Here is a 24,251-nt window from a genome sequence, read left to right as displayed (position 1 = left end):
GGCGACCATGAAGGGCGATCGGCCGCATGAGCCTGTCGAAGCTGGCTAGTGGCCGCTGGGGCGCACAGGTCTACGACCCAGCGCTCAAGCGCAACGTCCGCGTCTCGAAGGTCCTCGGCGAGGACTACGTCACCAGCGCCGGCCACGTCGGGTCGCGCTCGTTCGCAACCAAGACCGAGGCCAAGGCCGCCCGCGAGGACGCGCGCCGGCGGCTGTCGGCGCCACGCGGCGGCCTCACGGTCGCCGAGTGGCGCACCCGGTGGACGACCGATCCGCTCTTCGCACGCCCGAAGCGGTCGACCGACCTCCACAACGCCGAGCGCACGAGCGAGTTCGCCGAGGTCTATGGCGATGTTCCGCCGACGGCGATCGCGAGCGACCGCGGCGACGCGATCGTGGCCGAGTGGCTCGCGGGTGGTCGACGCAACGGCACGATCGGCGCGCTGCGCGTGATGTTCAATGACGCGATGTCGGCCAAGGCTGGACGCCTCCTCGGGCGCAATCCGTTCGCGGGGCTCGGGATCGCCAAGACCAAGGGCAACAAGGAGAAGTCACCGCCCAACGCCGAGCAGATGGAGACGGTGCTTCACCACGCCCGCGAGCTGACGCCGCCATCCTTTGCCGCCTACCTGGAGTTCGCCTGCGTCACGGGCATCCGGCCCGGCGAGCTCGACGCGCTGGAGTGGTCGGCAATCCGCTGGGACGAGCACGAGATCGACGTCACCGTCCAATGGTCGGTCAAGCTCCGCGAGCTCGACCTGCCCAAGTACGGGAAGTACACCGTGGCGCTGACGGCGCGAGCGCGTGAGGTCCTGCTGACGATGAAGCGCACGGCGGGCGACTCGCCGTTTGTCTTCACGACGTTGCGCGGCACGCACTACACGCCTTCGTCCCGAACGCACCACTGGAACCGCGTCCGCGCCGCGGCCGGGCTCGGCGACACCACCCTCTACATGGCGACCCGCCACCACTTCGGCTGGTACGCGCTCAACGTCCTCGGGCTGGAATCCGCCGTCATCGCCGAGCAGTTCGGCCACAAGGACGGCGGCAAGCTCGTCGAACAGCTCTACGGCCACCCCGATCGGGCGCGCCGGCGTCAGCGACTGCGCGAAGCACATGACGGCGCCCGTCGAGCGCAGACGCTGCGGGTGGTCTCCATCCACGCGTGATCTGTTGTTCAGATCGGGGTCTGACCGGGTGACGCTGGCGATCATGCCGACCTAGCTGGGTCGAGCGGGCTACAGCGCACAGCTGCGACCCGCAGTGTCAGCGCTAAGCGTCCTAGCCGCGGTGCGCAAGACCCTTGACGGTCAACGATGAGATTTCACCGGGACGGTGGGATGCGACCAGTTGGCGTCGTTCAGCGCCAGATAGACCGTCATGGGGTGGGGTTACTTCGCGCGCCAGTCGGCCGAGTTCAGACAACGCGCCGCCGTGGTCATCGGCGTGCTCCGGGTAATGGGGCGGAAACCAGCTTCCGTCCTCATGACCGAGGGCGGATGCGACCGCAGCGGCAGCGCCGCCAAATCCACCAGCCACGTACATCGGCTGAGACGCCTTGACGGACATCATTGCCTCCTCAAGGACGCCGGGCATTGAGCCCTGGTGTCCTTGGAGCCGCCCTCCCACGAGCACTCGAGCGCCGCACCGGTCAGTGATGTGTCGCCGCATCGCGGTTAGGTCCGCGGCGGGATCCCCCGGCTCAGCCTCTTTCGGCCGATTGTGGATGTTGATCATGTTGCCGTTGGCGTCCAGGCAAACGAGTTCTGCCGACGTGTGGAGCTCCGACTCACAGCGTGCGAGTTCGTCGTCGCTCAGTCGGCGATGTTCTGAAGCGGGGACGCAGAGCACCAACGCGTCGCGGTCCTCGCGATAGCGCCGCACCTCGTCAATCAGGATGTCGGTGAAGCCCGAAGGAATCAGTCGCCCGCCGTAGACGATGGTGCCGCCGGCGATAAAAACGGCGCGAGCGAGTTCAGCTACCGCGAGTTCGCAGTGCTGTTGAGCAAGACCAAGGCGTGAGAGATCCGCGCTGTCAGACACCGAGATGCCGACGACGACTCCGCGCAAGGCGTCGCTCCGAACGAGTTCCAACTCGGTCATGGTTGGGATGTCCCACCACGCGTTGCGAAGGTTCGCGGGGTGAGGATGTCGAGTTGTCCGGTCAGTCCAGCCAGCTCGCAGAACTCAAGGATCACCGCTCGCTCTTTCGGGCCGAGGGGCGGGTCAGGATGCATGATCAGGAGGTTCGGGTCTTGCGTCGCGCGACGGTTGGATCGTAGCCACGCGGCGAGGGTGACCGGCTCGGGGGCGTGTACTGGGAGCCAATCGAAGTCGCGCTCGAGGTACACGCGCTGCGTGATCCAGAGTGCCCGCTTGAGCGCCTCATCCACGAGCCGATTGAGTCCTCTTTCGATCGCGCCGCGCTCGTCCTCCGGGAGACACGCGACAACCGGGACGTGGTCCATTAGGAACGAGCCTCGATGCTCTTCGTTGCGCACGGCGTACATGGAGACGATTGGGATGTCATGAACCTTCGCCGCGAGGACTTCGCGCTGGGTCCACTCGCGACTGGCGTACATGTCGGTGCGGAGCATCAGGAGCGCGTGCCGTGCTGCATGGGTATCGAGGATGTGTTCCCAGTCGTCTGCGACCTGGATGTCCTGCGCGTCGAAGAAACCGTCTAGATGCGTCGCTCGAAGCACTTCGCGGACGAGTCCGACGAGGTGGGCAGGTTCATCGCTCGACGCACCCGCATGCTTCGTGTGACTGATGAAGACCGTAATTCGCTCTTCAAGGTGAGCGTCTACGAACTCGCGCGCGATTCTTTGCGTGATGGCTTGGGCTACCTCGCGCGCGAGCACCGTGGAGGATGCGGCTGCTGCCCGGGGTAGAGCTTGGGGCCGAGCGGCAAGCCCGGCGAGCTGACTTCCCGATAGGTCGGCTTCGGGGATTGACAGCGGGTACACAGCAACAATCTGTCGGTCGGGAAGCGCGGACGCCGCATCCGCGTCGAAAATCGCCTCGAAGTACTCGCGCCACTCTTTGCTCTTGCGGACGGCCCGGGCGAGCGCCCGGCCGAGGATCGGAATCACGACTGTGATCTGACCCGCAGGGAGATCTGCTGGAAGAGGGGTCATGAACGGCAGGGGGCGAGGCGGACCCGCTCGGTCGCCCCATCCGGCACTACGGAGGTACACCTCGACTGCCCCGCCCGCGAGCCCGGCGTAGGCCGGGCCATGGAAGTGCTCAATTAGCGATTCGCTGACGGTGGTGCCGAGAAGGTCGTCGGGATGCCAGACGACGTAGATTTCAAGGATCGGAGGCGTGGGCATATGTCGCGGCCTTGTCGCCCTAGGCGCAGGTTCGATTGTTCTTCATCAAGTCGCTGGTCGACCCTGTTGTCGGCTCGAGCGAGTCTCGTCTGGCTACCGCGGCTTCGACCCACTCGGCGATGGTGTCGTCGCTTGGTGCTGGCGCGTAGAAGCGTGCGTAGCCGGCGTCGGTGCCATCCCCCGAGTCGAGGTTCAGTTCTAGTCGGGGCGGAAGCTGCGACCAACCATGGTCTTGCGCCGACGGCAGCTGAACTGCGATGAGCCCGCCGCGCGCGCTCTCGCCAAAATCACGCAGCGTCGCAGCGATTTCCCAGTCGACATAGCGTCGCGCCCAGGTGCATTTTCCGATGAGCACCACCGTGCACGAGGTACCGGCGATTTTCTTCTTGCGAATCTGACGCATGACGTAGTCGCTGTCGCCACTGTTGATCCGCTCTGCAAACTCGTCGCCGAGCTCGTCGAGTCCCAACGTCCTGATCTCGTTGAAGTATGGACTGAACCGGCGGCACCACACGTTCGCTTCGAGTTCGTCGGCCTGGTGAAATGAGAGGAAGACGTTCCGCATTCGGTTCTCCTAGAAGGCGCTTCGTTCCGATGTGCCAATTTCGCGTAGGTCCTGTAGGGGCAGCGAGCGAGTAGTGGGCTCCTTGGACCACGTCTCTACACGGCCTTCGAAGATCACTCCGACCTGAGGACACAGCTCACCATGGCGGGCCGGATCCGCCAGGATCTCGGAGTTGAAGCGCACCCAGTAGCGAGGGCTCAGCCCCTTCTTCGCAGCGACGCCGGCGAAGCGTCGGCCGAGGACGATCGCCTCGGGGGACCCATTGTCCTCCCAGCCGGGAAGATCACTCGCAAATTCGAGTTCTGCGAGGTCGGAGTGGGCCGACCAGTTGATTCGCGCCTCAACCTCGTAGACCCGGAGTCCGTCGCGCACGAGGTAGAGCCCCACGGCGACGAGCCATCTCTCCTGGACGCCCCGACACACTTTGTCCGCGCTTGTGCCGTTGATCCCGGCCTCGCGAAAGAGGGTCGATACCTGATCGACGACGGCTTGCGCTCGTGTATACGCATTGGTGTAGGTGTACGTCGACATGAAACGGCTACTTCTCCAGGTGCGATTGGGTTGCCAGCATGCGGTCGTGCCACATGGCGAGGGCCAGTTCGCCGATCTCGCTTGGGGCCAACCTCCGCTTATAAACGAGGCGTTCCAGCGCCTCGCGGCCGTCGCTGTCCGGTCGAATAATTCGCGTGAGATTGCGCGCTTGCTTGCGGACTTCGTCCCGGGCGACCGCCGCGAGCACTTCCACGCGCAGGTCGGAAAAGAACGCGACGGGCGCATCAGGCAGCCTCATCAGCAGTTCCGGGATCTCGTACGGCTCAAGGACGGTCGCGAGAATCTCGGCGACGATGTCCTTCCGCTCCTCATCGGTGGGGAGCCACGGGAACGCGCGCATGCGACCGGGCCGGCGCAGCGGCGGGTAGACCTTAGACAGGTCGTTGCCGGTGATGAACACAGGTACTCGCCGGAGCCGTTTTCCTGCCGCTTCCGTCGGACTGTCGGCAAGGTGCATGAGCTGTGCGAGAACCTGCTGGTGGTTCACCGTCGTGGTGCTGTGCTCCCATTCGCCGACTGTTGTGTCGAAGTCGTCAACGATCACCGCCGCTGGTGTTGCTTCGTCAAGACGGTGGCCGGCGTTCGCGTACATGTCGAGGACGAGCTTTCCTGGGGCGCCCGCTCGATCACTCTCGAGGTCAGCCGCGTTGACTGAAACGGCCAAGACCCCTCGTCGTTCGAGGTGCGTCCGGATCTGGAAGCTCTTGCCATCTCCAGGGCGGCCAAATACTCCGAGAACAAGGGGCCAGGCGACTACGTTCGCGTAGTTGAAGACCAAGTGCTGATCGAGCTCGTCCTCGAATCGGGCAGGGATGATGTAGCTCACTGCCTGTATCTCCTCAGGGCGTGCGGGTGGTCGGGGAATCCGGCTCGTCGTACATGCGTAGATACAGCTTCGTGTATGCGTCGGACGGAACGGGCAAGGGCAAGCTTGGCGCCGCACGGCAGTCGTCGGAGATGTCCGCTTGCCGGCGTAGGTTGTGGGACGTGAACACAGAAGTGGAGTTCGCTACCTCGGCCGACGTAGCGCTAGCGCATGAGTACTTGGATCTCAAGAATCGTGTGCTTGAGGCGCGCCAGCGCGCCGACCGTCTCCGGCAGCTCGCCGAGCACCTCGACACGCAGGCGGCACGCGACGAGCACGCGCTCAAGGAACTCGAAGGCGTGCTTGGCCTATCTGCTCAGCTGCAAATTGAAAACCTTGATCGGGAGCTCGGCGGAAAGCGACTTCAAGAGATCGCCGTTGCTGTGCTCGCTCGCGAAGTTGCCCCTGGCCAGGCTGTTCACTACCGCGACTGGTACGCCCTCCTATGTGCCGCGGGCTACCGGGCCCGCGGAAAGGACCCGCTCGCGAGCTTCCTGTCCCAGATCAACCGAGCCGACGATGTCGAGCCGGTCGGGAGTCGATCGGGGCGCTACCGGCTTCGCACCGCGTAGCGACCGAAGGTCCGGGGCGGGCTTGGTTCGACAGCGTTCGCTGACCCCAGCTTGTGTGTGCTTGCAGCAACGACCCGGACTACGCGCCCGCAGCGCTGATCGAACTGTCCGAGCGACTCCTTGCCGCGTAAGGCTCCCAACGGCGAGTGCGCGTGGGATGCACTCCGCCCACGAAACCGCCCATACCGGGCCGCGACCCCCGCAACCACGCGCTCCGCATCCTGTCTCCCCGATCGACGGAAAAGGGAAAGGGCATGGTGCTGTTGCGTCCGGTCGACCTTGTCTGCCCCGCGGGAGAGCTGATCGGCGACCTGGCCGCATTGGTCGAGCCTTGGTTGGCGATCACGCTTGCGCTGTGGGAGGACCCGGCGACGCGGGCCGCGCAAGCGCACCAACCAGCCGTGGGCCGATCTGAGCGATCGTGCATCATCGGCATACGATCCATTGCGGACGTTCGCCCGTGTGGCCCGGCGGGCTTCGCCAGCGGAGGCGCCGATCGGTGCGCAGCATGAGAGCACGATGTGACCGACGAGTGATGGGGGCGCTGGGCAGCGCGGTGGCGCTGATGCTCGTCGCCGGGTGCGCGGCGTTGGGCAGCGATGGCACGAGCGCGCCGAAACAGCGACCGCCCGAGGCAGTGGCGGCCTCCGCTGCGCCCCGGATTGCCTACGCGTACTTGGTGTCGGGCGAGGTCGTCGCCGTGTCGCTGGCGACGGGCAGGATCCTCGCGCGCCGGGACCTCGGGACCGGTCCGTCGATCCGCCTTTCCACGCCGCTGCTGACGCAGGGTGCTGACCATTCGCAGTTGTACGCCTTGACGCCGCAGCGGACGGGTCGCGCGCAGCGGGTCGTCCGGTTCGGCGCCGACGACCTCGCGGTGCGCTCGGACCTGCGGCTGCCCGGCGACGTTACCTTCACGGCGATCGAGGCCGGGCCGCGCACCGGGTCTCTGTACCTGCTCGGCACGCGGCGCGGCGCGCCGGTGCTGGCGACCGCGGATCGGGCGCTCACGCGCATCGATACGTCCCAGCAGCTCCGAGCCGGCGGCGGGCGGCAGTGGCTCGTGATCGCGGCGACGGTCGATGCGGCGGAGAGCCGGCTGATCGTCAGCTATCACGGCGAGACGACGACCGGCGCTGACGTCGTCGACGTGTCCGGCGCGCCGGCGTTGCCGACCGTGGTCGCGTGCGCCTTCCCCGGCGGCCGCGGTCTCGGCTGCCTGCACGACGTCCACGGCACGGCGGCGTTCGTCGGTGACGAGCTCGCCGCGACGACCGGGAGCCTCGAGGTCGTGGTGCTTGACGCAGCGCGGGGGACCGTCAAGCGCCGACTTGACAGCAAGCTGCCACAAAACCATCTGATGACCCTGGCCGCCGGACCCGGCGCAGACACTGTGGTCGTGGTCGGCTCGTGTATGCAGGCGGGTGGCGTGAGCGTCCTAGACGTTGTCAACGGCGACACCACCCGGCGCGGCTATCCAGCGATACGGCAGCGGAGCGGCTACCGCGGCGTCTGCGGCGACAGCGTCGCGACGTGGGGCGACACCGCGGTCATCGCCGCACCGGACCCCGTAGGGCGCGGGCAGTATCCAACCGGGCTGTTCCTCCTCGACCTCCGCGCGGGCGGCGGCGACCGGACGCGCTTCGTCCGAATGGCGTCCCCGCTGGCACTCCTGCTCTGGTAGATGAGTTGTTCCCCTCAGCTTTCGGCGCCGGAGGCCGACCCGGCGTGCAGCCGCACGTCTGCCGCGGCGCGACGCGCGTCCTCGGGGGAGCCGAAGCTCACGGAGGAGACGGCCAGCTCGGCGCCGTCGTCACGGACGAGGTGCCAGTGGAACTGCCCGTCGTTGTCCTGCTCGATCACAAACTGCATCTCTTCAGCTCCTCGCGGCGGCAGCCGGGGAGGCCGGTCACCTCAGAACCCAAGCTGCCACCCTCGTCGACCGCGGTCCGTGTGTCCAGTCGCGCCTGGGTTGTAGCGCGCCTTGCCGTCGACTTTTGCGGCGATCTTAGGATTCGGCGTGCCGGCGGACGTCGTTGTTGCCGTCGCGCGCGGCCGCACCGGTGCGCCGGGCGACGGTCTGCGGCGGATACTCGGTCGGTCCACCGAGCGACGCGAGGAGAAGGTCATGCATGCACGGGTCAGCCGTTACAGCGGGGACGCTGAGCTGCTCCGCGCCGGGTTCGAAGCGGTGAGCGCCGAGCTCGAGCAGCTGCAGGGGTTCGCCCAGGCGCTGTTCCTGGCCGATGCCACGACGTCGAGGGCGATGAGCATCACCCTCTGGGACAGCGAGGAGGCGATGGCGGCGAGCGCCGAGCCCGCGCACCAGATGCGAACACGGGCCACAGAGCCGGCGAGCGCGACGATCGACTCCGTCGAGAGCTACGAGGTCGTGCTGACCGTTGCACCCGGCGCGCGGTAGCACCCGTCGGGCTCCCGCTTGCGGCTCGGGAGAGCCCACCGCGCGTCCGGCTGGGCGTAGCATGGCGGTGAGGCTGCAAGGAGGTTCAACATGGCTGGACGACACCAGATGGAGGCCCACGGTATCGAGGCGGTGACCGACGTTCTCGAGCGGCGTGGCGTGTCCTTCGAGGTCGTCGAGCACGATCCGACGTACTCTGCGGCGGCCGAGGCGCGCGCCGCGGCCGCCGATCCCGAGGCGACGGCCAAGACGGTCGTCCTGCACGACCATGACGGCTATAGGCTGGCCGTCGTGCCGGCGTCGGAGCGCCTTGACGTGAGCCGCGCACGCGAGCTCCTGGGCGCCAGCCATCATCTGCGGCTCGCCACCGAGCAGGAACTGCGCGAGGACTTCCCGGCCTTCGAGGTGGGCGCGGTGCCGCCGTTCGGGACGGCGCGGCTGCCGGAGGTCGTCGACGTGAGGCTTCTTCGCCACCAGCGGATCGTGTGCGCGGCCGGCGAGCACCGGTGCTCCGTGGTGATCGCCGCGGTCGACCTGTTACGCATCGCCGAACCGCGGGTGGCGGACATCTGCCAGCACCCTGAAGAGCGCTTCCGGGCAGACGAGCCGCCCTCCTCCTGAGCGACGCTCAGAACCAAAGAAATGTGGTCTGCCAAGAACGAGCGGGGAGGGCTTCCTGATGGACCTGAACATCAAGCTCGAGCACGAGGACGCGCCACGCTGCTTTGCGGTCAACGTTGACCCGGAAGGTTGCACTTGCCGGCCCGACGTGTGGGTCCAGGTCGGCGGCAAGGCCCGCGGCTGGGTGTCGCTAGGCCCGGTCCTCCCGCTCGCCTGGACGCGCGACGACTACAACCGCATCGTCAAGACCTGGGTCGACGAGCACCAGCGGCCGAACACAGCCACCGAGAACAAAGCCATCGTGCTCGAGAAGATCCGGCGCGACTGGAAGCCGTCGGCTGAGTAGCCACTGCTTGTCGAGTCCGAGTTGCCCGGGCAACTAGGGGTCTTCGCCCCCGGTCGCTGGTTGTGGCGGTGAGCCCGGCGCCTCCGGAGCCTCGAGCGTTCCGTCGGCGCCCAGTTGCTGACACGAACGACCCGCCACGTCGCTAGGGGCCGAGGCGTCGCGCTGCCCTCCCGACCTGACCCGCGGTTCGCTTCACGGCTGAGACCGATGCGACACTGTGCTGCGCCTCGAGCGCCCCGATACTGCGCGACGATGAGACTCTTGCGCCGGGCCTTGATGGTGGCCGTTCTCGCCACCGCGATCGGATCGGGCGAGGCGCTGGGGGCGGATTACTGCGTCGCGCCGGCGACGGGTTGCACCGTCGGCAATACGTTCGCGGCGACGGGCGCCGGTGTGCAGGCCGCGCTCAATGCCGCCGCTGGCACGAGCGATCGGGTGCTGCTCGGCGCCGCCGTCTACACCGCGCCGAGCACGAGCGGGTTCTCCTACAACCACCCGACGTTCACGCCGCAGATCATCGGCGCCGGGTCCGGTTTGACGGTGCTCACCGGCCCGACCGACACGGCGACCGTCCTATGTCTCAACGCGGCGGCCGGCGCCGTCCTTCGAGACGTCGGGATCGTCATCCTGCTGCGGGCGGCCGCGCAGGGGTTCCTCATTGCGCTCAACCTCCACGGGGCGACCGCGCGGCGCATCGCGGTCACGTCGAACCCGGCGCTCAACGGCGCCAACGCCGTCCAGGTCTCCGGCGCAACGCTCGAGGACAGCACGATCACGCTGCCGCTCAGCGGGCCGATCGCCGGGATCGGCGCCAACGGACCGGGCGGGACGGTCCGCAACACGACGATCACGGCGACCAAGCCGCTCAACATCAACACCGACAACATGACCTTCGAGCGCGTGCGCGCCACCGCCGGTCCCGGCGGCAACGCGGTCTCGGTTCGAGGCGCCAACGCCCGGATCAGCGATTCGGTGATCGTCCAGCCCGGCACCTCCGCGGCGGTCGTCGCGAGCACCGGCAACAGCACCAACCCGACGCTGCGCCTGGACCACGACACGGTGATCGGGACCTCGGGCGCGACCTCCGGCCTCTGGGCCGACGGCACCAACGCCGGCTACGCGGCGCTGATCGACGTGCACAACACGATCATCCGTGGCTTCACCCACGCTCGGACCCGCGTCCTGGGCGGCGCGGGCACCGCGGCGACCATCACCACCAGCTACTCCGACTACGACCCGGCCGGCGACCAGGTCCTCGGGACCGTCGCAGGCAGCTCGGGCTCGACGACGCCGTTTCCGGGCGTGGGCGACGTCAACGTCGACCCCCGCTTCGTCGACCCGGCCGGTGGCGACTACCGCCTCTTGAAGGACTCGCCCCTGATCGACGCCGGCGATCCGGCGGCGCCCTTCGCCCTCGAGTCGCCGATCGACCTGGCGGGCCGGCCGCGGTCGCTCGACGGCAACGGCGACTGCACCGCCCGCACCGACCTCGGCGCGCTCGAGTTCCACGACGTCCCCACCGCCCGCGCCACACGGGCCGCCGCGGCGGTCGCGGGAGAGCCGGTGGCGTTCGACGGCTCCACCTCCTGCGACCCCGACGGCAACGCGCTGACCTACGCGTGGACGTTCGACGACGGTGGCTCGGCCGGCGGCGTGGCGGCCAGCCACGTCTTCGCGTCGCCCGGGGCCCACACGGCGACGCTGACCGTGACCGATCCCGGCGCGGACTCCGGATCGGTCGTCCTGGCCTTCGACGTCGCCGCCGCGCCCGTCGGCGCGCCCGCTCCCGGCGGCGCAACGCCGGCCCTCCTCGACACCACCGCACCCCGGCTGACGCGCCTGCGCGCGGCGCCGGCGTCCTTCGCGGTGCGATCCGCCGCGCGCCGTGGGAAGAAGGCCAAGGGCGGGACGATGCTGGGCTTCACGCTGAGCGAGGCCGCGAAGGTCACGATCGCGCTGCAGCGCGAGGTCGCCGGCCATCGCTCCGGCTCGCGCTGCGTCGCGGGAGCGCCGGCGCGCGGCAGCGGTGCCAAGCCCTGCACGGCGCTGCGCACGGCGGGCTCGATCACGGCCGCGGGACGCGCCGGCGCCAACACCATCGCCTTCTCGGGCCGGATCGGCAAGCGCGCCCTGGCGCCGGCGCGCTACCGGGCCTCGGCGACCGCCGCCGACGCCGCCGGCAACAAGACCGCGGCGGCCGTGACGCTACGCCTCAGGATCGTCCGCGCCCGCTGAGCACGGCGTTCGCGGGCGTTCGGCGCTCCGCGGTGGCAACGGGTGCGCTGGCCGAGGCTGCCGACCGCCGCGATGCCTTGCTCGAACAGGCGGCGTCGACGTCGTCACCATCCAGAAGTGGGCGGGAGACCGAGATCTCAAGACCACACGCACCAGCCGCACTCCTCAGGCGCTTCGGGAACCGGTGCGAGAGCGTTCGTCCGGCGGCGCGATGAGTTTCGCGCCGCCGGCCGGTCTCTACTCCATGTTCGGCGACACGAAGGCATTCAGCGGCTTCGCCGTGGACGACATCGCAGCGGCGCAGCACTTCTACGGCGACACCCTCGGCATCAGGACCTCGGAGGAGCACGGCCTGCTCACGCTGCACCTGGCCGGCGGCGCGCGCCCGACCCTCGTCTACCCCAAGCCGGGTCACACGCCGGCCGACTACACGATCCTGAACTTCCCGGTCGATGACATCGAGGCGGCCGTCGCCGCGCTCGCCGAGCGCGGCGTGCAGTTCGAGCGCTACCCGGACATGCCGCAGGACGAACGCGGCATCATGCGCGAGGGCGGCCCCTACATCGCCTGGTTCAAGGACCCGGCCGGGAACGTGCTGTCGATGCTCCAGGAGCGCTAGATGTCGGTCGTCAAGCTGCGGAGCGGGCCGTTGCGCGACCTTGCCGGAGGCTGCGGCGAGCACGCGGTCGCGGGCGACAGCGTCGGTGACCTGCTGCGTGAGCTGGAGCGGCTGCACCCCGCGATGGGCGGCTGGATCCTCGACGAGCGGGGGCGGATCCGGCGGCACATCAACGTGTTCGTCAACGGCGAGCACGGCACCGAGGACACGCCGGTCGGCGCCGCCGACCGGGTCGAGGTCCTCCAGGCGATCTCAGGAGGGTGAGATGACGGAGCTGCTGGTTGGGACCAAGAAGGGCCTGTTCGTGCTCGACGGCGCGCCGGCGGACGGGTTCGAGGTCACGGCGCGGGCGTTCGCCGGTGAGCCGGTGGAGTACGCGATGCGCGATCCGTCGACCGGGCGGGCGCTGGCGACGGTGACATCGCCGTTCTACGGCCCCAAGATCTGGTTCACGGACGACCCGTCCGGCGACTGGCAGCAGGCGGAGGGCATCGCGCTCCCGGCCGGCGGCGACGCTGCCCTGGAGCGCATCTGGGTGATCGTCGGCGACGGGAACGGCACGCTGTACGCGGGCGGCGACCCGGGTGTGCTCTTCTCGAGCACGGATGGCGGTGCGAGCTGGGAGCTGTGCCGCACGCTGTGGGAGCACCCCACCCGCCCCGACTGGCAGCCGGGGGGCGGCGGGCTGTGCCTGCACTCGATCGTGCCGTGGCCGGGTGAGCCCGACCGGCTCGCGCTCGGTCTCTCCGCGGTGGGCGTGTGGCTCACCGAGGACGGCACCCGGACCTGGCGGCACGGCAACGGCGGCCTGAGCGCGCGCTACCTGCCCGACGACGCGCCGGAGGACACGATGACGCTGTGCGTCCATGACATGGTGCGCGCCCCGCGCCGCCCGGAGCGGATGTTCATGCAGTTCCACGGCGGCGTCTTCCGGTCAGACGACGCGGGGGAGAGCTGGACTGAGGTGGGCGGCGGCCTGCCGTCGGACTTCGGCTTCCCGCTCGTCGTGGACCCCGCCGACCCTGACAGCGCGTACGTGATCCCGCTCAGCGGCGACTTCGACCGCGTCACGCCCGAGGGGCGGGTCGCGGTGTACGAGACCCGCGACGCCGGCGCCACCTGGACCGCCCGCGGCAACGGGCTGCCGGCCCGCGACGCCTACCTCACGGTGCTGCGCCAGGCGTTCGACCGCGCCGGCGAGGGGGAGACGCTCGAGCTGTACTTCGGCGCGACGTCGGGCGACGTGTTCGGGTCGGGCGACGCCGGGGCGAGCTGGCACACCGCCGCCGCGCACCTGCCGCCGGTGTACAGCGTGCGCGCCTCGGAGACGACCGGCTAGGCCGGATCGGGCGGATCGCCGGGTCGGGACCCGCGCGCCGCGATGACCGGCGGTGGTCAGCCGCTCCCGCGCGGCGCTCCCACCGCGTAGGAGCCGAGACCCAGCTCGAGCAGCGCGAAGGCCTGCTCGCCGCCGGCGCGGATCTCCTTGGCCAGAGCGGGGTGGCGGGCGCCGTCGCGAACGCGCCCGCGAGCGTGCCGCACGAGCGCGCGATGGACGCCCATCATCGCGTTTGCCGCGATCCATGGCTCGATGTCGCCGGCGTCGGCGGACGTCTCCTCGGCGAGCAGCGTCGCCAGGGCGTCGGTGTAGCCGGCGAAGATCTGCTGCTCGCGGGCCAGCAGCGCCGGGCTCTCGTCGATCGTGCGCGTCAGCGCTGCCAGCTGCTCGCGCGCCTCGGGCTGCGCGGAGCGCAGCAGGCCCCGCCCGCCGAGCACGAAGCGCCGGAACGCGGCCAACGCGGACTCCCCCGGGGAGCGGTCGCGGACGGTCGCCAGCAGGTCGTCCTCGAACGCGCCCAGCCGCCAGAAGACGAGGTCTTCCTTGGTTGGGAAGTAGTTGAAGACCGTCTGCTGGGACACGTCGGCCGCGCGGGCGACCTCCGCGACGGTGACGCGCTCGAAGCCGCGTTCGGCGAACAGCTGCCGCGCCGTCTCGGCGATCAACCGGCGCGTCTGCTGCTTCTTGCGCTCCCGCAGCCCCGGCGGGGACTCGTCGTGCGTTTCTCGCATCGCGGCCGAGTGTATCGACACGAACCTTTGGCTTGCACTTGTTTTGGAGCTGCACTAGGTTTTGAGCAACACCATCTGTTTGGAGGCGACATGGACAGTGCTGGTCGTAGTGGTCGCAGTTCCCAGGTCACCGTCGCGTTTGCGGCCATCGTGCTCGCGATGCTGCCCGCGGTCCTCGACCAGACGGTCCTCGCGACCGCCCTGCCGACGATCGCCGGCGACCTCGGCCGGCTGACCGACGTCTCTTGGGTCGTCACCGCCTACGTGGTCGCCGCCGCCGCAACGACGCCACTCTGGGGCAAGCTCGGTGATCGGCACGGGCGTAAACGCCTCATCGAGATCGCGCTCGTGACGTTCCTGGCCGCGTCGGCGCTCTGCGGCCTGGCCCAGACCATCACGATGCTGATCGTCGCCCGCGCCGTCCAGGGCGCGGCGGCGGGCGGCCTGATGTCGCTGGCGATGGCGGCGGTCGGCGATCTCGTCAGCCCGCGCGAACGGGCCCGCTACCAGGGCTACATCGCGGCCACCTTCGCGGTCGCCACCATCGCGGGGCCGCTCGCCGGCGGCCTCGTCGTCGAGCACGTCAGCTGGCGCTGGGTCTTCTACCTCAACCTGCCGCTCGGGCTCGCCGCGCTCGGCGGGCTGCACCTGCACCTCCCCGCTGGCACCGTCGAGCGGCCGGCCCACCGGCTCGACCTCGGCGGTGCCGGAATGCTCGCCGCAGCCACCGGCGCGCTGCTGCTCGCGTGCGTCTGGGGCGGCGACCGCTACGCCTGGAGCTCGGCGACGATCATCGGCCTGCTCGCGGCCACGCTCGTCCTTGCGCTCGCGCTCGTCGTCCGCGAGCGGCGCGCGGCGGACCCGATCGTCCCGCTCCAGCTCCTGCGCACACGCACCGTCGGGGTCGTCAGCGCGAGCCTGTTCCTCACCACCGCCGCGCTGTTCGCCGTCATGGTGTTCGTGCCCCTGTTCCTGCAGGCCACCACGGGCGCCACGCCGACGCAGGCCGGGCTGCTGCTCGTGCCGATGATGCTCGGCATCACGCTCTCGACCCACGTGGCCGGCCGCGTGATCGCCCGCACCGGGCGCTACAAGGCATTCCCGATCGGCGGGCTGGCGCTCATGACCGCCGGCCTCGTCGGGCTCGCCGTCACCGCGACGCAGACGTCGCGCACGCTGACCGCGATCGGCCTCGTCGTCTTCGGCCTCGGCTTCGGCGTCGTCGGCCAGGTGCTCACCGTCGCCGTGCAGAACGACGTCGACCGGCGCCAACTGGGCATCGCCATGGCCGCGACCTCGTTCTTCCGCGGCCTGGGCGGCGCGATCGGCGCCGCAGTCCTCGGCGCCGTGTTCGCCGCCCACGCCGGCACGACCGGCGGCGACGTCGCGACCCTGAGCCGCGCCGGCCGCGCCGACGTCGCCGAGGCAGCCCAGACGGTGTTCCTTGTCGCCGCGCCGCTCGCCGCGCTGGCCCTGCTCATCGTGCTCTTCCTCGAGGAGCGCCCGCTGCAGCAGGCGCCGCCCGGCACCCCGGCGCCCGCAGACCGTGCGTCCGCGCGCGAGCCGACCCCGGCCCCGTCATGACCGACGCTGCCCATCTCGATGACCAAGGAGCCACCATGCCCGACCAACCGATCGACGCCACGATCCTCTTGCGCAATGAGGAGACCGGCGCGGCGGTGAGCGCGATTGCCCTCACCGTCCCCGCCGGCTGGCCCGGCCCGCCGCTGCACCACCACGCCTTCGACGAGACCTTCTACGTGCTCGAGGGGGAGCTGACCTTCCAGGTCGGCGACGAGCTCGTCAGCGCGGGCCCGAACACGCTGCTCTTCGCGCCCGGCGACACGGTCCACACGCTGGCCAACCTCAGCGACGCGCCGAGCCGGTACCTGCTGGGCGTTCGCGCCTCGCGGCGTCCACGACACGTGGGCCAACCACAGCGACGCGCCTGGGCGGACGCTGATCGTCTGCACGCCCGCCGGCTTCGAGCCCTATTTCGGGCAGATGGCCGCACGACGAGCCGGGGTGCAACCGCCCGCCTGGGCACAGCGGCCCGTGCCGCCAACCACGGTGGTCGGCCCCCAGATCCCCCGCGAGGCGACGCCGAACACCGACCGATGACGCCGACGACGACCGGCACCCGGGCGACGCTGGGGGCCTGCGGGTGCGCCGGCGCACGAACGCGTACGACCTGCCGACAGCTGCTCAGCGCTTCATGCGCGGAGGCGGCCCGGCGGCGCGCTCACCGCGGCGGAGTGCCGGCGTCGTCGGCCTCGTCGCGCGCCTGCTTGGCGGCGGCGGCACGGCGCTCGGCGAGATGCAGCCGATCCTCGGCGCCTGCCAGCTCGCGCTCGAGCTCGCGCATGCGGCCCGGCGTCGTGGGACGCGACCCGTACATCTTGGCCTGGTACAGATCGCGACGCTCACGCGCGTGGCGCGCCTCGGCCTTCAGGTCATCGATCCGTTCTTGCATTGGCGCTCTGAGGCTGAGGCTAGGGCATCAGGCTCGCGCCGGGGCGATGCCGCCATGAGGAAGATCGATCACCTTGACACCGGTCTGCCGACTCCGGTATTTCTGGGCCGGACGACCGTGGATCACGCAACTTCGGAACGTCAGTCTTGAGGAATCCAAGAAATGAATGAGCCGCCGGTCCCATGAAGCTCGACGAGATCGACAAGCGCATCATCGGCGCCCTACAGGCCGACGGGCGCCGGCCCTACAGCCGCATCGCGACCGAGCTCGGCGTCTCGGAGAGCGTCGTCCGCTACCGCGCGCAGAAGCTCGAGCAGGCCGGGGTCCTGCAGGTCGTCGGCATCGCCGATCCGCTGCGCATCGGCTTCGACCGCATGGCCCTCATCGGTCTGAAGGTGCGCCCCGGCTCGCTCGACGCGGTCTGCCATGCGATCACCGCGTTCCCGGAGACGTCGTACGTGGCCGCGATCGCCGGGTCCTACGACGTGATCGTCGAGGTCGTCTGCCGCGACACCGCGCACTTCACCGAGGTGCTGACGCAGCGGCTGCACCACGTCGACGGGGTGCTGTCGACCGAGTCGTTCCTGGTGCTGGAGATCCACAAGATGGCGTACGGCTGGGGCGTCGGCGAGGTCGCGACGACGGCTGAGCTCGCATGAGCCCGCAGGAGCCCACCGTCGGGCCGGTCTTCTGGCTCGAGCAGGCGCTCGCCGAGGATCAGGGAGCGGCGTGCCCGCCCCTGGCCGGGACCGTGCGCGCCGACGTCTGCATCGTCGGCGGCGGGTTCCTCGGCCTGTGGACCGCGCTGGAGATCACCGAGCAGGCGCCCGACGCGTCGGTCGTGCTGCTGGACGCCGAGGGCTGCGGCTTCGGCGCCAGCGGCCGCAACGGCGGCTGGGCCACCAGCTGGCACGACGAGCTCGACGCGCTGCTGGCGCGCTTCGGGGCCGAGCAGGCCACATGGTTGGCGGAGCAGTCGACCGCGGCGATCGACCGCATCGAGGCGCTCTGCGCGCAGGAGGGCATCGACTGCCACCTGCGACGCGCCGGGTCCTTGTGGACCGCGACCGCGCCCGCCCAGCTCGGTGCGTTCGACGGGCCGATGCGCGCCGCGCGCGCGATCGGGCGCGAGCGCTTCCTGGAGCCGATGGAGGCCGGTGAGCTGCGCGCGCGGACCGGCTCGCCGCTGATCGTCGGCGGCGTGCGCGTCACCGACTCGGCGGCGATCCAGCCGGCGCTGCTGGCGCGCGGGCTGCGGCGGGTCGCGTTGCGCCGCGGCGTGCGGATCTTCGAGGGCACGCGCATGATCGGGCTGGGCCGCGGCGCGCCGGCGGTCGTCACCACGTCCGCGGGGCGGGTCGAAGCCGGCCGGGTCGTGCTGGCCCTCGGCGCATGGGCGTCGCAGCTGCGCGAGCTGCGCCGGGCGGTCGTGCCCGTCGGATCGCACATCGTGCTGACCGAGCCGATCCCGGAGCGCCTGGAGGAGCTGGGGTGGACCGGCGGCGAGCTGCTGAGCGACGCGCGGCTGTTGGTGCACTACGCGCAGGTCACGCGCGACGGCCGGATCGCCTTCGGCCGCGGGGGCGGCGCGATCGGGTCGTTCGGACGTGTCCTGCCGGGCCACTTCGTCGATCCGGCGACCGTCGGCGTCGTCGCCGGTGACCTGCGCCGCTGGTTCCCGCAGCTGGCCGACGTCGCGCTCACCCACGCCTGGGGCGGCGCCGTGGACCGGGCGCCGGGGCACCTGCCGTTCGCCGGCACGCTCGGCGACCACGACACCGTGCACTACGCCACGGGGTTCTCGGGCAACGGCGTCGCGCCCAGCGCGTTCCTGGCGCGGATCCTGGGACGGCGGGCGCTCGGCATGGCCGACGCGTTCACCGACAACGCGCTGACCCACGGGCCGCCGAGCTACCTTCCGCCCGAGCCGGCCCGGATCCTGGGCGGCGTCGTCGTCCGCGACGCGGTGCGGCGGGCCGAGGCGGCCGAGGAGCGCGGCGAGGCGCCGGGACGCATCACCGAGGCGCTGCGCAAGTTGGTGTGGTTCACGACGCCGCGGGCGCTGGAGCCACGCCTGTGGGGGCGTCGCCGCTGACGCTCAGCGGTTGCCGCGGCGGCCCATGAACCCGCGGACGGTCTCGACGATGCCGCCGCCGCGGCGCCCCGGAGGCGGAGCGGGCGGAGGCGCGGCCGGTGCGTCCGGCGGGCGGTCGTCGTGGGCGCGCATCGCCTTCTCGACGGTCCGGAGCTCGTGCTCGGTCTCCTCGTCGTCCTGGGGCGCCGCGGGCTCGACGGGCTCGGGCTCGACCGCGTCGACGAGGTCGTAGTGCTGGGTGGCGATCCAGGCGGCGCCGACGGCGGCGCGGCCCGCGCGCTCGGGCCGGTAGGCGAACCAGGCCGGCTGCGCGCCGACCGGGCAGAGGTGAGCGACGAGGGCGTCGCCGGCGATGGGCTCGTGGATCAGGTCGGCCTGCCAGAGCAGCACGTCGCCGGGGCTGAGGGTGAGCGCGGTGGGTGCCGCCTCACCCGTGGCGAGCGCTGCGGCGACCTCGGCGCGGTGGCGCGCCAGGGCGGCCTCGCCGTCTCGCTCGAGGTTGACGTGGCGGTAGCGGCCGCTGAACGGCGTGGTCGCGATCCGCTGTGAGCCGGCGAAGACGGTGATCTCGACCGGCCCGTCGCCGAGCGCGACGGCGGCGGCGACCAGCGCCTCGGGGGGCGAGACCGCCACGTAGGTCGCGTCGCGGTACGGGCCCGGTTCGGGGGCGCCGGCGAGCGCCTCGGTGGCGTCGAACAGGAGGGGCGCGGCACCGTCGAGGAGCTCGGTCAGGGTCGCCACGGCCGCCTCGCCGAGCAGCACGGCGCGCGCGGCCTCCGAGATCGAGTAGGGGTCGATCGCCCCCGCTTCGCCCGGCTCGGCGTGGGCGGCCAGCGACGCCTGGTCGTCGCCGGGCCGGCGCACCAGGAGGCCGTCGCGCAGTCGCCGCACGTCGCCGGCGTAGGCGCCGACCGCCTCGGCGGGGACCGCACCGCGCAGGACGAGGTAGCCGTCCTGCTCCCACTGCTGCTGGACGTCCATGTACTCGCACAATCTAGTGGGCCGCGCGGGAACCTCTCACCGGAAATCCCGGCGAAGGTTCCCGCGCGACCCACCAGTGGGGCGGCATGCGCCCGCCCCGAGGCGGTACACCTACAGACGTGGCACGCCTCCGCGAGCTCGCGCGCTTCGGCCTGGTCGGCGGCTTCAACGCCGCCACGTACTTCGGCCTTTACACGGCCGGGGTGCTGGTCGGCGTGCCGTACCTGCTGTCGGCGATCGTGGCGTTCGCGCTGTCGGCGTCGCTGGGCTACTGGCTGCACGAGCACTGGACGTTCGGCGGCGGGCTGCCGACCGTGCGGGGCTGGATGAGCTGGCTGGCCGCGCAGGGCGGCGCCACGGCGCTGAACCTCGTGCTGCTGGCCGTCGCGGTCGACGTGCTGGGCGCCGACAAGATCGTCGCCCAGGCCGTGCTGCTCCCGGTGACGCCCGCCGCCACCTACCTCGTCGGGCGCCGCTGGGTCTTCAGCCGCGCGTGACGGTGGGCTGCAGGACCGCGGCGTCCAGCGCCTCGGTGCGCAGATGGGTGATCCGCTGGTACTCGGGGTCGGCGACCATCTGCGAGAACGCCGCGCGCGACGGGTAGCGCACGAGCAGCACGGCGTCCCAGTCGGTGTCGGCGTCGGGGCGGACGAGGGCGGTGCCGGTCTCGCCGAAGTACACGACCGTGCCGCCCACGCGCTCGAGGAACGGCACGATGGCCTCCGAGTACGCCGCGTAGGACCGGCGGCCGCCGTCGCGCTTGAAGCGCAGCAGGTTCAGCATCGTGACGGGCGCGCCGTCGTCCTCCTCGAGGAAGCGCTTGAGGTCCTGGCCGGTGGGATCGACGCTCATGGCGCGCAGCCTCGCAGGTGCGGGGCGGTCAGCGCGGCGGGATCGCCAGCACGGTGATGGTGCCCGGCGGGACCTCGGTCAGGCCGGCGTCCTCGACCCTGGCCGACAGGGTGGGGGAGGCGCAGAGGTCGTCGAAGATCGGCTGGCGCTCGGGGACGAGCACGCGGCCGGGGCAGCCCTGCTCGACCCAGGGTTCGAGCGCGCCGGTGGCCGCCGACATCGTGGCGGCGTGGGCGATCTGGGCGATGGTCTTGCCCGAGCTCATCTCCAGGCGTGGGTTCAAGATGTAGGTCATGCGCCCGTCGGTGTCGGGCGCCGGCGCGGACGCGGTGACCGGCGCGGGTGCGAGCTCCGACGACATCGCCTGCAGCTTGGTGAGCAGCTCGCCGCGCTCCGAGCGACGCCGCGGCGGCAGGGCGAGCACCGCGGCGCCGTCGGCATCGCCGGCGATCGCGTGATCCTCGGTCTGCAGGACCTCTGGCCACTGCCCGCCTCGCGCGCGCAAGGTGACCTTGCCGGGCCGCTCCCTCCATGCCTCGATGGCTTCTGCGTACTCGGCGTCGTCGGCGAACCGGCGCAGGCACGCGACCGCGGCCGCCCCCGCGAGGACCCCACCCGTCTCGAGATCGTCGAACGCCCCTCGCCTCACGACGAGGAACATCCGGTACGGGTCGTCGGGCTCCATGGGCGGCCACGCTAGCGGTGCTGGGCGCCCGGGCTGACACATGCGAGGATTCGCACGTCGGCACCGACCGACCCCGCCCCTGTAGCTCAGCTGGATAGAGCAGCGGACTTCTAATCCGCAGGTCGTTGGTTCGAGTCCAACCGGGGGCGCTCACGAAATACCTCAAGCAGGTCCTCGCACGGCACGATCAGCGCGTCGGCAGTGCGAGCGAGGATCGCGTCGACCGTCCCCGTCGAGATGCGCGAGCTGAACAACTGCTCGCAGAGCTCCACGACGTCGCGACGGCTGATGCGGTTGCGCACCGACAACGTCACGATCGCGGACTGCAGCCTCGGGCCGAACGCACTGGCGGCCACACCGGCCGGGAACGTGCCGCGGCGTTGGGCGCCGCAGCCGGGGCAGCGCACGCGCTGGCACCGATGCTCGGTCACGCGCACCGCCATCACCGGCAGCTCCTCGACCCGGCGGCGCGCCGGCTCACCATCAGCGACCCGGTCAGCCTCAGCGAACACATGGCCGCAGTCGCAGCCCGCCGGCCAGTGCCCGACGATCTCACTCCAGCGCCCACGCCGCCAGCAACGGGCGACCCTTGCCCTCATGCCCGGTCTGCGCACCCTGCTTGCGACCCGACCCGATCCGTGCCGCGCTTGGGCGGCGTGCTCGGCGGATCGGCGCTCGGCGGCCGCGAAGAGTTCCGCGAGCAACGACCCAGCTGACGCTCGAGCGTGGCGATCCGCTCGTCCTGCCGGGCGACCGTCGCGGTCAGCTTCTGCACCTGCGCCTCAAGCCGCTCGTTCTGCGCCGACAACGCCAACAACACCGACACGACCGCATCACGACCCCGCTCATAGATCGCTTCGGCGTCCGCCCGCCTCCACACCACGAGATTCGACACCGCCCGGTCATGTCCCCCAAACCAACTGAACGCTTACATAATACGATCGGGTTCGAACTGCTCCGACTTGAACCCGTGTTCCCAACTCGTGTTCCCTACGTGTCCGAAGCGCGGTCGCGGCGGGGGAACACATGAGCCAGCTCACCAAGCCAACAGGGCATCTCCAGGTCAAGGGTGAACGGGGCTCGCGCCGCTGGTTTGCGCTCTGGCGCGACGCCGACGGGAGGCACCAGCGCCTCCTGGGTCCCGCGCACGTGAAGGACTCGGGACGCAAGACTCAACGCGGGGCGATCATCTGGCGATCGGCGGATGGGCAGAAGCCGACGCCCAGCCACCTGACGCCGGAGGAGGCCGCGGCGGCGCTGCGCGCGATCCTCGAGGCTGCGCCACGGGAGCCGGCTGCCACCGAGTTCGCGCTGGCCGGACCGGGAGCCACGGCGACCTTCGGGGACGCGGTCGCGGAATGGCTGGCGTACGTCGAGCACGAGAAGCAGCGCAAGCCATCGACGGTGCGCGATTATCGCAACGTCGCGCGGCACGATCTGCTGCCGCGCTTCGGTGCCGAGACGCCTTTGCGTCGTGTTGTCAGGGGCCGAGTCGTGGGTGACACGTTCTCGATCGACGACGTCGAGCGGTTCCGTCGCGACCTCCTGGCGCGTGAAGACCTCTCGTCCCGGACGGCGCAGAAGGTCATGACGTTGTGCAGCAGCGTGTTCAAGCTGGCCAAGCGTCGCAAGATGATTGACGCCAATCCCTGCGTGGATGCCGAGCGCATCTCGGTCAGGGCAAGCGACGACTTCAACATCTTGTCGCCGATCGACTTTGAGGCCGTCGTCCGTGCGTGCACTGGCCCGCGCGAAGTCGCGGTCGTTTCGGTGGCGTTTTACGCGGGGCTGCGGCTCGGCGAGATCCGAGAGCTGCGTCGGGGTGACGTCGACTGGGCCAAGCGGATGATCTATGTCCGGGCCAACGCGTCGGCGGGGCAGCGCTCGACGACGAAGGGCGGGCGCGTACGGTCGGTACCGCTGGTTGATGAACTTGCTCGGCGGCTCGAGACGCTGAGCCGGCGGAGGCACTGGACGGACGCAGACGACTACGTGTTCGCGACCGATCGTGGAGCGAGAATCGCCGACAAGGACGTACGGAGCTTGTTCTATGACTCGCTGGACGGTGCGGGGTTCGCGAACCTGCGCGGAGATGTCGACAAGCACGGCGATCCGCAGAAGCCGATCGTGTTCCATGACCTGCGCCACTCCTACTGCTCGTGGGCAGTCGATGTCTGGCCCGTCCCAGACGTCAGGGCGTTCGCGGGGCACCGCGACATCTCGACGACGATGAAGTGCGTGCACCGGACGGCTAAGGCGACGCACGCGACCATGGCCGATGAGGCGCTCCGCAGGATGCTCGCGTCGGCCGGTGACGCGGTGGGGCTCACAGCGGCGCACGCTGACGCTCGATGAAACCGAGGATGTCGTCGCGGACGAATCGTCGATGACGCCCGATCTTCACACTCGGTAGGTAGCCGCTTCGTGCCCACGCGTGAACCGTGGAGGCCGGCACTCCGTTGTGGAGGTCTCCGACCTGCTGAGCTGTCATGAGACTTGGTGTGACGCGCTCGGGCTTCGGAGGGATCTGGGGCCGCGGGTCGCCGGGCGATCGTGGGCCGGACGAAGGGGCCCGTCATGGCTCCGGCCTCAAGGTCTGGGCGCAATCGGCTTGCGTTGACGTCCTGAGGTGGCTCACATCTACGGAGTCGACTGACCTACCGATCACCCCTCGGATGAGTTGGCTCCGCCGCGTTGGGGACGATGAGAGGGCGCGGCATCCGCAGGTGACTTCCTCACCGATCGCTGGCTGGGGGCCGGGCGGTCGCAGGTTCAAATCCTGTCTCCCCGACTCACGGAAGCCCTGGTAATTCCAGGGTTTTCGTAGGCGTTCAGTGTCCTGCTGGCCGGTTAGGTCAGCAGCGGCGCTGGATGGCCGGCGGCGCGGGCGGTGAGGACGTCGATGAGGTAGGCGTGCAGGCTGCGGTGTTGGAGGCGGCAGGTGGTGTGTGCGGAGAGCAGTC

General features: G+C 70.3%; 29 protein-coding genes, 1 tRNA gene and 1 pseudogene. 17 read left to right on the top strand and 14 right to left on the bottom strand.

The genetic code is table 11. From position 1 onward, the window contains the following. The first annotated feature begins 26 nt into the window (after nucleotides 1–26). Nucleotides 27–1,169: a tyrosine-type recombinase/integrase gene (locus VK501_RS16000; protein ID WP_324339020.1), complete on the top strand. Its 1,143-nt coding sequence runs from the start codon at nucleotides 27–29 to the stop codon at nucleotides 1,167–1,169. A 112-nt stretch (nucleotides 1,170–1,281) separates the two neighbouring features. Here VK501_RS16000 and VK501_RS15995 read toward each other — a convergent pair whose 3' ends face one another. The 5 genes from VK501_RS15995 to VK501_RS15975 are packed head-to-tail and all read right to left on the bottom strand — an operon-like array spanning nucleotide 1,282 to nucleotide 5,278. After that, nucleotides 1,282–2,103, bottom strand: coding sequence for a hypothetical protein (locus tag VK501_RS15995; RefSeq protein ID WP_324339018.1), 822 nt, complete (start codon nucleotides 2,101–2,103; stop codon nucleotides 1,282–1,284). Further along, on the bottom strand, nucleotides 2,100–3,335 hold the full coding sequence (locus VK501_RS15990; protein ID WP_324339016.1) for a hypothetical protein: 1,236 nt from the start codon (nucleotides 3,333–3,335) through the stop codon (nucleotides 2,100–2,102). Before VK501_RS15990 ends, VK501_RS15995 begins: the two co-directional genes overlap by 4 nt. A 19-nt stretch (nucleotides 3,336–3,354) precedes the next feature. After that, a complete protein-coding gene (locus VK501_RS15985) occupies nucleotides 3,355–3,900 on the bottom strand; it encodes a TIR domain-containing protein (RefSeq protein ID WP_324339014.1) in 546 nt (181 codons plus the stop codon). A gap of 9 nt (nucleotides 3,901–3,909) precedes the next feature. Further along, nucleotides 3,910–4,431 carry a hypothetical protein gene (locus tag VK501_RS15980; RefSeq protein WP_324339012.1) on the bottom strand — a complete coding sequence of 174 codons (522 nt, stop codon included), beginning with the start codon at nucleotides 4,429–4,431 and terminating at the stop codon, nucleotides 3,910–3,912. Between the two features lie 7 nt (nucleotides 4,432–4,438). Continuing rightward, entirely contained in the window at nucleotides 4,439–5,278 is an 840-nt protein-coding gene (locus VK501_RS15975; protein ID WP_324339010.1) for an AAA family ATPase, read from the bottom strand. 161 nt (nucleotides 5,279–5,439) lie between these two features. Here VK501_RS15975 and VK501_RS15970 point away from each other — a divergent pair, with 161 nt between their 5' ends. Both VK501_RS15970 and VK501_RS15965 read left to right on the top strand, forming a co-directional pair. Further along, nucleotides 5,440–5,889 carry a hypothetical protein gene (locus VK501_RS15970; RefSeq protein WP_324339008.1) on the top strand — a complete coding sequence of 150 codons (450 nt, stop codon included), beginning with the start codon at nucleotides 5,440–5,442 and terminating at the stop codon, nucleotides 5,887–5,889. Between the two features lie 679 nt (nucleotides 5,890–6,568). Further along, nucleotides 6,569–7,573: a hypothetical protein gene (locus VK501_RS15965; RefSeq protein WP_324339006.1), complete on the top strand. Its 1,005-nt coding sequence runs from the start codon at nucleotides 6,569–6,571 to the stop codon at nucleotides 7,571–7,573. 14 nt (nucleotides 7,574–7,587) lie between these two features. Here the strand turns inward: VK501_RS15965 and VK501_RS15960 are convergent, their stop codons facing one another. Together VK501_RS15960 and VK501_RS15955 are read right to left on the bottom strand one after the other, a co-directional pair. Beyond that, the gene (locus VK501_RS15960; protein ID WP_324339005.1) at nucleotides 7,588–7,761 is read right to left on the bottom strand and encodes a YegP family protein; all 174 of its coding nucleotides are present in this window, start codon (nucleotides 7,759–7,761) and stop codon (nucleotides 7,588–7,590) included. 136 nt (nucleotides 7,762–7,897) lie between these two features. Beyond that, nucleotides 7,898–8,023, bottom strand: coding sequence for a hypothetical protein (locus tag VK501_RS15955; RefSeq protein WP_324339004.1), 126 nt, complete (start codon nucleotides 8,021–8,023; stop codon nucleotides 7,898–7,900). Between VK501_RS15955 and VK501_RS15950 the strand changes: the two genes are divergently transcribed. The 7 genes from VK501_RS15950 to VK501_RS15920 all read left to right on the top strand — a co-directional run bounded on the left by VK501_RS15950 (nucleotide 8,018) and on the right by VK501_RS15920 (nucleotide 13,471). Continuing rightward, a complete protein-coding gene (locus tag VK501_RS15950) occupies nucleotides 8,018–8,311 on the top strand; it encodes a hypothetical protein (protein WP_324339002.1) in 294 nt (97 codons plus the stop codon). The genes VK501_RS15955 and VK501_RS15950 overlap by 6 nt on opposite strands. Before the next feature lie 90 nt (nucleotides 8,312–8,401). Then, the gene (locus VK501_RS15945) at nucleotides 8,402–8,932 is read left to right on the top strand and encodes a YbaK/EbsC family protein (protein ID WP_324339001.1); all 531 of its coding nucleotides are present in this window, start codon (nucleotides 8,402–8,404) and stop codon (nucleotides 8,930–8,932) included. A gap of 58 nt (nucleotides 8,933–8,990) precedes the next feature. Next, nucleotides 8,991–9,278 carry a hypothetical protein gene (locus VK501_RS15940; protein ID WP_324338999.1) on the top strand — a complete coding sequence of 96 codons (288 nt, stop codon included), beginning with the start codon at nucleotides 8,991–8,993 and terminating at the stop codon, nucleotides 9,276–9,278. Nucleotides 9,279–9,530: 252 nt separating this feature from the next. Further along, nucleotides 9,531–11,513: a PKD domain-containing protein gene (locus VK501_RS15935; RefSeq protein WP_324338997.1), complete on the top strand. Its 1,983-nt coding sequence runs from the start codon at nucleotides 9,531–9,533 to the stop codon at nucleotides 11,511–11,513. A gap of 244 nt (nucleotides 11,514–11,757) precedes the next feature. After that, nucleotides 11,758–12,132 carry a VOC family protein gene (locus VK501_RS15930; RefSeq protein WP_349261028.1) on the top strand — a complete coding sequence of 125 codons (375 nt, stop codon included), beginning with the start codon at nucleotides 11,758–11,760 and terminating at the stop codon, nucleotides 12,130–12,132. Next, nucleotides 12,133–12,396 carry a MoaD/ThiS family protein gene (locus VK501_RS15925; RefSeq protein WP_324338994.1) on the top strand — a complete coding sequence of 88 codons (264 nt, stop codon included), beginning with the start codon at nucleotides 12,133–12,135 and terminating at the stop codon, nucleotides 12,394–12,396. A gap of 1 nt (nucleotide 12,397) precedes the next feature. Continuing rightward, nucleotides 12,398–13,471, top strand: coding sequence for a hypothetical protein (locus VK501_RS15920; RefSeq protein ID WP_324338992.1), 1,074 nt, complete (start codon nucleotides 12,398–12,400; stop codon nucleotides 13,469–13,471). Nucleotides 13,472–13,527: 56 nt separating this feature from the next. Here VK501_RS15920 and VK501_RS15915 read toward each other — a convergent pair whose 3' ends face one another. Continuing rightward, nucleotides 13,528–14,202: a TetR family transcriptional regulator gene (locus VK501_RS15915; RefSeq protein WP_324338991.1), complete on the bottom strand. Its 675-nt coding sequence runs from the start codon at nucleotides 14,200–14,202 to the stop codon at nucleotides 13,528–13,530. A gap of 90 nt (nucleotides 14,203–14,292) precedes the next feature. Here VK501_RS15915 and VK501_RS15910 point away from each other — a divergent pair, with 90 nt between their 5' ends. Together VK501_RS15910 and VK501_RS28970 are read left to right on the top strand one after the other, a co-directional pair. Further along, nucleotides 14,293–15,786, top strand: coding sequence for an MDR family MFS transporter (locus tag VK501_RS15910; protein ID WP_324338990.1), 1,494 nt, complete (start codon nucleotides 14,293–14,295; stop codon nucleotides 15,784–15,786). Then, a pseudogene (locus VK501_RS28970) lies at nucleotides 15,783–16,082 on the top strand (cupin domain-containing protein); the annotation flags it as partial. The gene VK501_RS15910 and the pseudogene VK501_RS28970, both read left to right, overlap by 4 nt. A gap of 362 nt (nucleotides 16,083–16,444) precedes the next feature. Here VK501_RS28970 and VK501_RS15905 read toward each other — a convergent pair. After that, nucleotides 16,445–16,675 (bottom strand): hypothetical protein, encoded by a 231-nt coding sequence (locus VK501_RS15905; protein ID WP_324338989.1) that lies wholly within the window; start codon nucleotides 16,673–16,675, stop codon nucleotides 16,445–16,447. A 182-nt stretch (nucleotides 16,676–16,857) separates the two neighbouring features. Between VK501_RS15905 and VK501_RS15900 the strand changes: the two genes are divergently transcribed. Together VK501_RS15900 and VK501_RS15895 are read left to right on the top strand one after the other, a co-directional pair. Beyond that, entirely contained in the window at nucleotides 16,858–17,334 is a 477-nt protein-coding gene (locus VK501_RS15900; RefSeq protein WP_324338988.1) for an Lrp/AsnC family transcriptional regulator, read from the top strand. Further along, nucleotides 17,331–18,770 (top strand): FAD-dependent oxidoreductase, encoded by a 1,440-nt coding sequence (locus tag VK501_RS15895; RefSeq protein WP_324338987.1) that lies wholly within the window; start codon nucleotides 17,331–17,333, stop codon nucleotides 18,768–18,770. Before VK501_RS15900 ends, VK501_RS15895 begins: the two co-directional genes overlap by 4 nt. A 3-nt stretch (nucleotides 18,771–18,773) precedes the next feature. On the opposite strand, the gene VK501_RS15890 is transcribed toward VK501_RS15895, so the two are convergent. Next, a complete protein-coding gene (locus tag VK501_RS15890) occupies nucleotides 18,774–19,751 on the bottom strand; it encodes a phytanoyl-CoA dioxygenase family protein (protein WP_324338985.1) in 978 nt (325 codons plus the stop codon). Between the two features lie 119 nt (nucleotides 19,752–19,870). Between VK501_RS15890 and VK501_RS15885 the strand changes: the two genes are divergently transcribed. Next, nucleotides 19,871–20,248, top strand: coding sequence for a GtrA family protein (locus tag VK501_RS15885; protein WP_324338983.1), 378 nt, complete (start codon nucleotides 19,871–19,873; stop codon nucleotides 20,246–20,248). Here the strand turns inward: VK501_RS15885 and VK501_RS15880 are convergent. After that, entirely contained in the window at nucleotides 20,235–20,603 is a 369-nt protein-coding gene (locus VK501_RS15880; RefSeq protein ID WP_324338980.1) for a DUF1330 domain-containing protein, read from the bottom strand. The two genes, VK501_RS15885 and VK501_RS15880, sit on opposite strands and share 14 nt — an antisense overlap. 28 nt (nucleotides 20,604–20,631) lie before the next feature. Beyond that, nucleotides 20,632–21,288, bottom strand: a complete 657-nt coding sequence (locus tag VK501_RS15875) for a peptidyl-tRNA hydrolase (protein ID WP_324338979.1) — start codon at nucleotides 21,286–21,288, stop codon at nucleotides 20,632–20,634. A gap of 75 nt (nucleotides 21,289–21,363) precedes the next feature. Here VK501_RS15875 and VK501_RS15870 point away from each other — a divergent pair. Beyond that, a tRNA-Arg gene (locus VK501_RS15870) sits at nucleotides 21,364–21,437 on the top strand. A 446-nt stretch (nucleotides 21,438–21,883) separates the two neighbouring features. Here the strand turns inward: VK501_RS15870 and VK501_RS15865 are convergent. Continuing rightward, the gene (locus tag VK501_RS15865; protein WP_414641186.1) at nucleotides 21,884–22,183 is read right to left on the bottom strand and encodes a DUF6444 domain-containing protein; all 300 of its coding nucleotides are present in this window, start codon (nucleotides 22,181–22,183) and stop codon (nucleotides 21,884–21,886) included. A gap of 131 nt (nucleotides 22,184–22,314) precedes the next feature. On the opposite strand from VK501_RS15865, the gene VK501_RS15860 reads away from it, so the two are divergent. Further along, on the top strand, nucleotides 22,315–23,643 hold the full coding sequence (locus tag VK501_RS15860; RefSeq protein WP_324338976.1) for a tyrosine-type recombinase/integrase: 1,329 nt from the start codon (nucleotides 22,315–22,317) through the stop codon (nucleotides 23,641–23,643). Here VK501_RS15860 and VK501_RS28790 read toward each other — a convergent pair. Further along, nucleotides 23,615–23,779 carry a helix-turn-helix domain-containing protein gene (locus VK501_RS28790; protein ID WP_349261027.1) on the bottom strand — a complete coding sequence of 55 codons (165 nt, stop codon included), beginning with the start codon at nucleotides 23,777–23,779 and terminating at the stop codon, nucleotides 23,615–23,617. The two genes, VK501_RS15860 and VK501_RS28790, sit on opposite strands and share 29 nt — an antisense overlap. Between the last annotated feature and the right edge of the window lie 472 nt (nucleotides 23,780–24,251).

It is taken from the genome of Baekduia sp., from assembly GCF_035318805.1.
Lineage (GTDB): Bacteria > Actinomycetota > Thermoleophilia > Solirubrobacterales > Solirubrobacteraceae > Baekduia.
Note: the sequence above shows the minus strand (reverse complement) of the source record. Positions and strands in the feature narration are given on the sequence as shown.

Bases quoted from the DNA above. Each gene is read 5' to 3' on its own strand.
- VK501_RS16000 (WP_324339020.1), top strand. From the start codon at position 27: ATGAGCCTGTCGAAGCTGGCTAGTGGCCGCTGGGGCGCACAGGTCTAC.
- VK501_RS15995 (WP_324339018.1), bottom strand. From the start codon at position 2,103: ATGACCGAGTTGGAACTCGTTCGGAGCGACGCCTTGCGCGGAGTCGTC.
- VK501_RS15990 (WP_324339016.1), bottom strand. From the start codon at position 3,335: ATGCCCACGCCTCCGATCCTTGAAATCTACGTCGTCTGGCATCCCGAC.
- VK501_RS15985 (WP_324339014.1), bottom strand. From the start codon at position 3,900: ATGCGGAACGTCTTCCTCTCATTTCACCAGGCCGACGAACTCGAAGCG.
- VK501_RS15980 (WP_324339012.1), bottom strand. From the start codon at position 4,431: ATGTCGACGTACACCTACACCAATGCGTATACACGAGCGCAAGCCGTC.
- VK501_RS15960 (WP_324339005.1), bottom strand. From the start codon at position 7,761: ATGCAGTTTGTGATCGAGCAGGACAACGACGGGCAGTTCCACTGGCAC.
- VK501_RS15950 (WP_324339002.1), top strand. From the start codon at position 8,018: ATGCATGCACGGGTCAGCCGTTACAGCGGGGACGCTGAGCTGCTCCGC.
- VK501_RS15955 (WP_324339004.1), bottom strand. From the start codon at position 8,023: ATGCATGACCTTCTCCTCGCGTCGCTCGGTGGACCGACCGAGTATCCG.
- VK501_RS15945 (WP_324339001.1), top strand. From the start codon at position 8,402: ATGGCTGGACGACACCAGATGGAGGCCCACGGTATCGAGGCGGTGACC.
- VK501_RS15940 (WP_324338999.1), top strand. From the start codon at position 8,991: ATGGACCTGAACATCAAGCTCGAGCACGAGGACGCGCCACGCTGCTTT.
- VK501_RS15935 (WP_324338997.1), top strand. From the start codon at position 9,531: ATGAGACTCTTGCGCCGGGCCTTGATGGTGGCCGTTCTCGCCACCGCG.
- VK501_RS15930 (WP_349261028.1), top strand. From the start codon at position 11,758: ATGTTCGGCGACACGAAGGCATTCAGCGGCTTCGCCGTGGACGACATC.
- VK501_RS15925 (WP_324338994.1), top strand. From the start codon at position 12,133: ATGTCGGTCGTCAAGCTGCGGAGCGGGCCGTTGCGCGACCTTGCCGGA.
- VK501_RS15920 (WP_324338992.1), top strand. From the start codon at position 12,398: ATGACGGAGCTGCTGGTTGGGACCAAGAAGGGCCTGTTCGTGCTCGAC.
- VK501_RS15915 (WP_324338991.1), bottom strand. From the start codon at position 14,202: ATGCGAGAAACGCACGACGAGTCCCCGCCGGGGCTGCGGGAGCGCAAG.
- VK501_RS15910 (WP_324338990.1), top strand. From the start codon at position 14,293: ATGGACAGTGCTGGTCGTAGTGGTCGCAGTTCCCAGGTCACCGTCGCG.
- VK501_RS15905 (WP_324338989.1), bottom strand. From the start codon at position 16,675: ATGCAAGAACGGATCGATGACCTGAAGGCCGAGGCGCGCCACGCGCGT.
- VK501_RS15900 (WP_324338988.1), top strand. From the start codon at position 16,858: ATGAAGCTCGACGAGATCGACAAGCGCATCATCGGCGCCCTACAGGCC.
- VK501_RS15895 (WP_324338987.1), top strand. From the start codon at position 17,331: ATGAGCCCGCAGGAGCCCACCGTCGGGCCGGTCTTCTGGCTCGAGCAG.
- VK501_RS15890 (WP_324338985.1), bottom strand. From the start codon at position 19,751: ATGGACGTCCAGCAGCAGTGGGAGCAGGACGGCTACCTCGTCCTGCGC.
- VK501_RS15880 (WP_324338980.1), bottom strand. From the start codon at position 20,603: ATGAGCGTCGATCCCACCGGCCAGGACCTCAAGCGCTTCCTCGAGGAG.
- VK501_RS15875 (WP_324338979.1), bottom strand. From the start codon at position 21,288: ATGGAGCCCGACGACCCGTACCGGATGTTCCTCGTCGTGAGGCGAGGG.
- VK501_RS15860 (WP_324338976.1), top strand. From the start codon at position 22,315: ATGAGCCAGCTCACCAAGCCAACAGGGCATCTCCAGGTCAAGGGTGAA.
- VK501_RS28790 (WP_349261027.1), bottom strand. From the start codon at position 23,779: ATGACAGCTCAGCAGGTCGGAGACCTCCACAACGGAGTGCCGGCCTCC.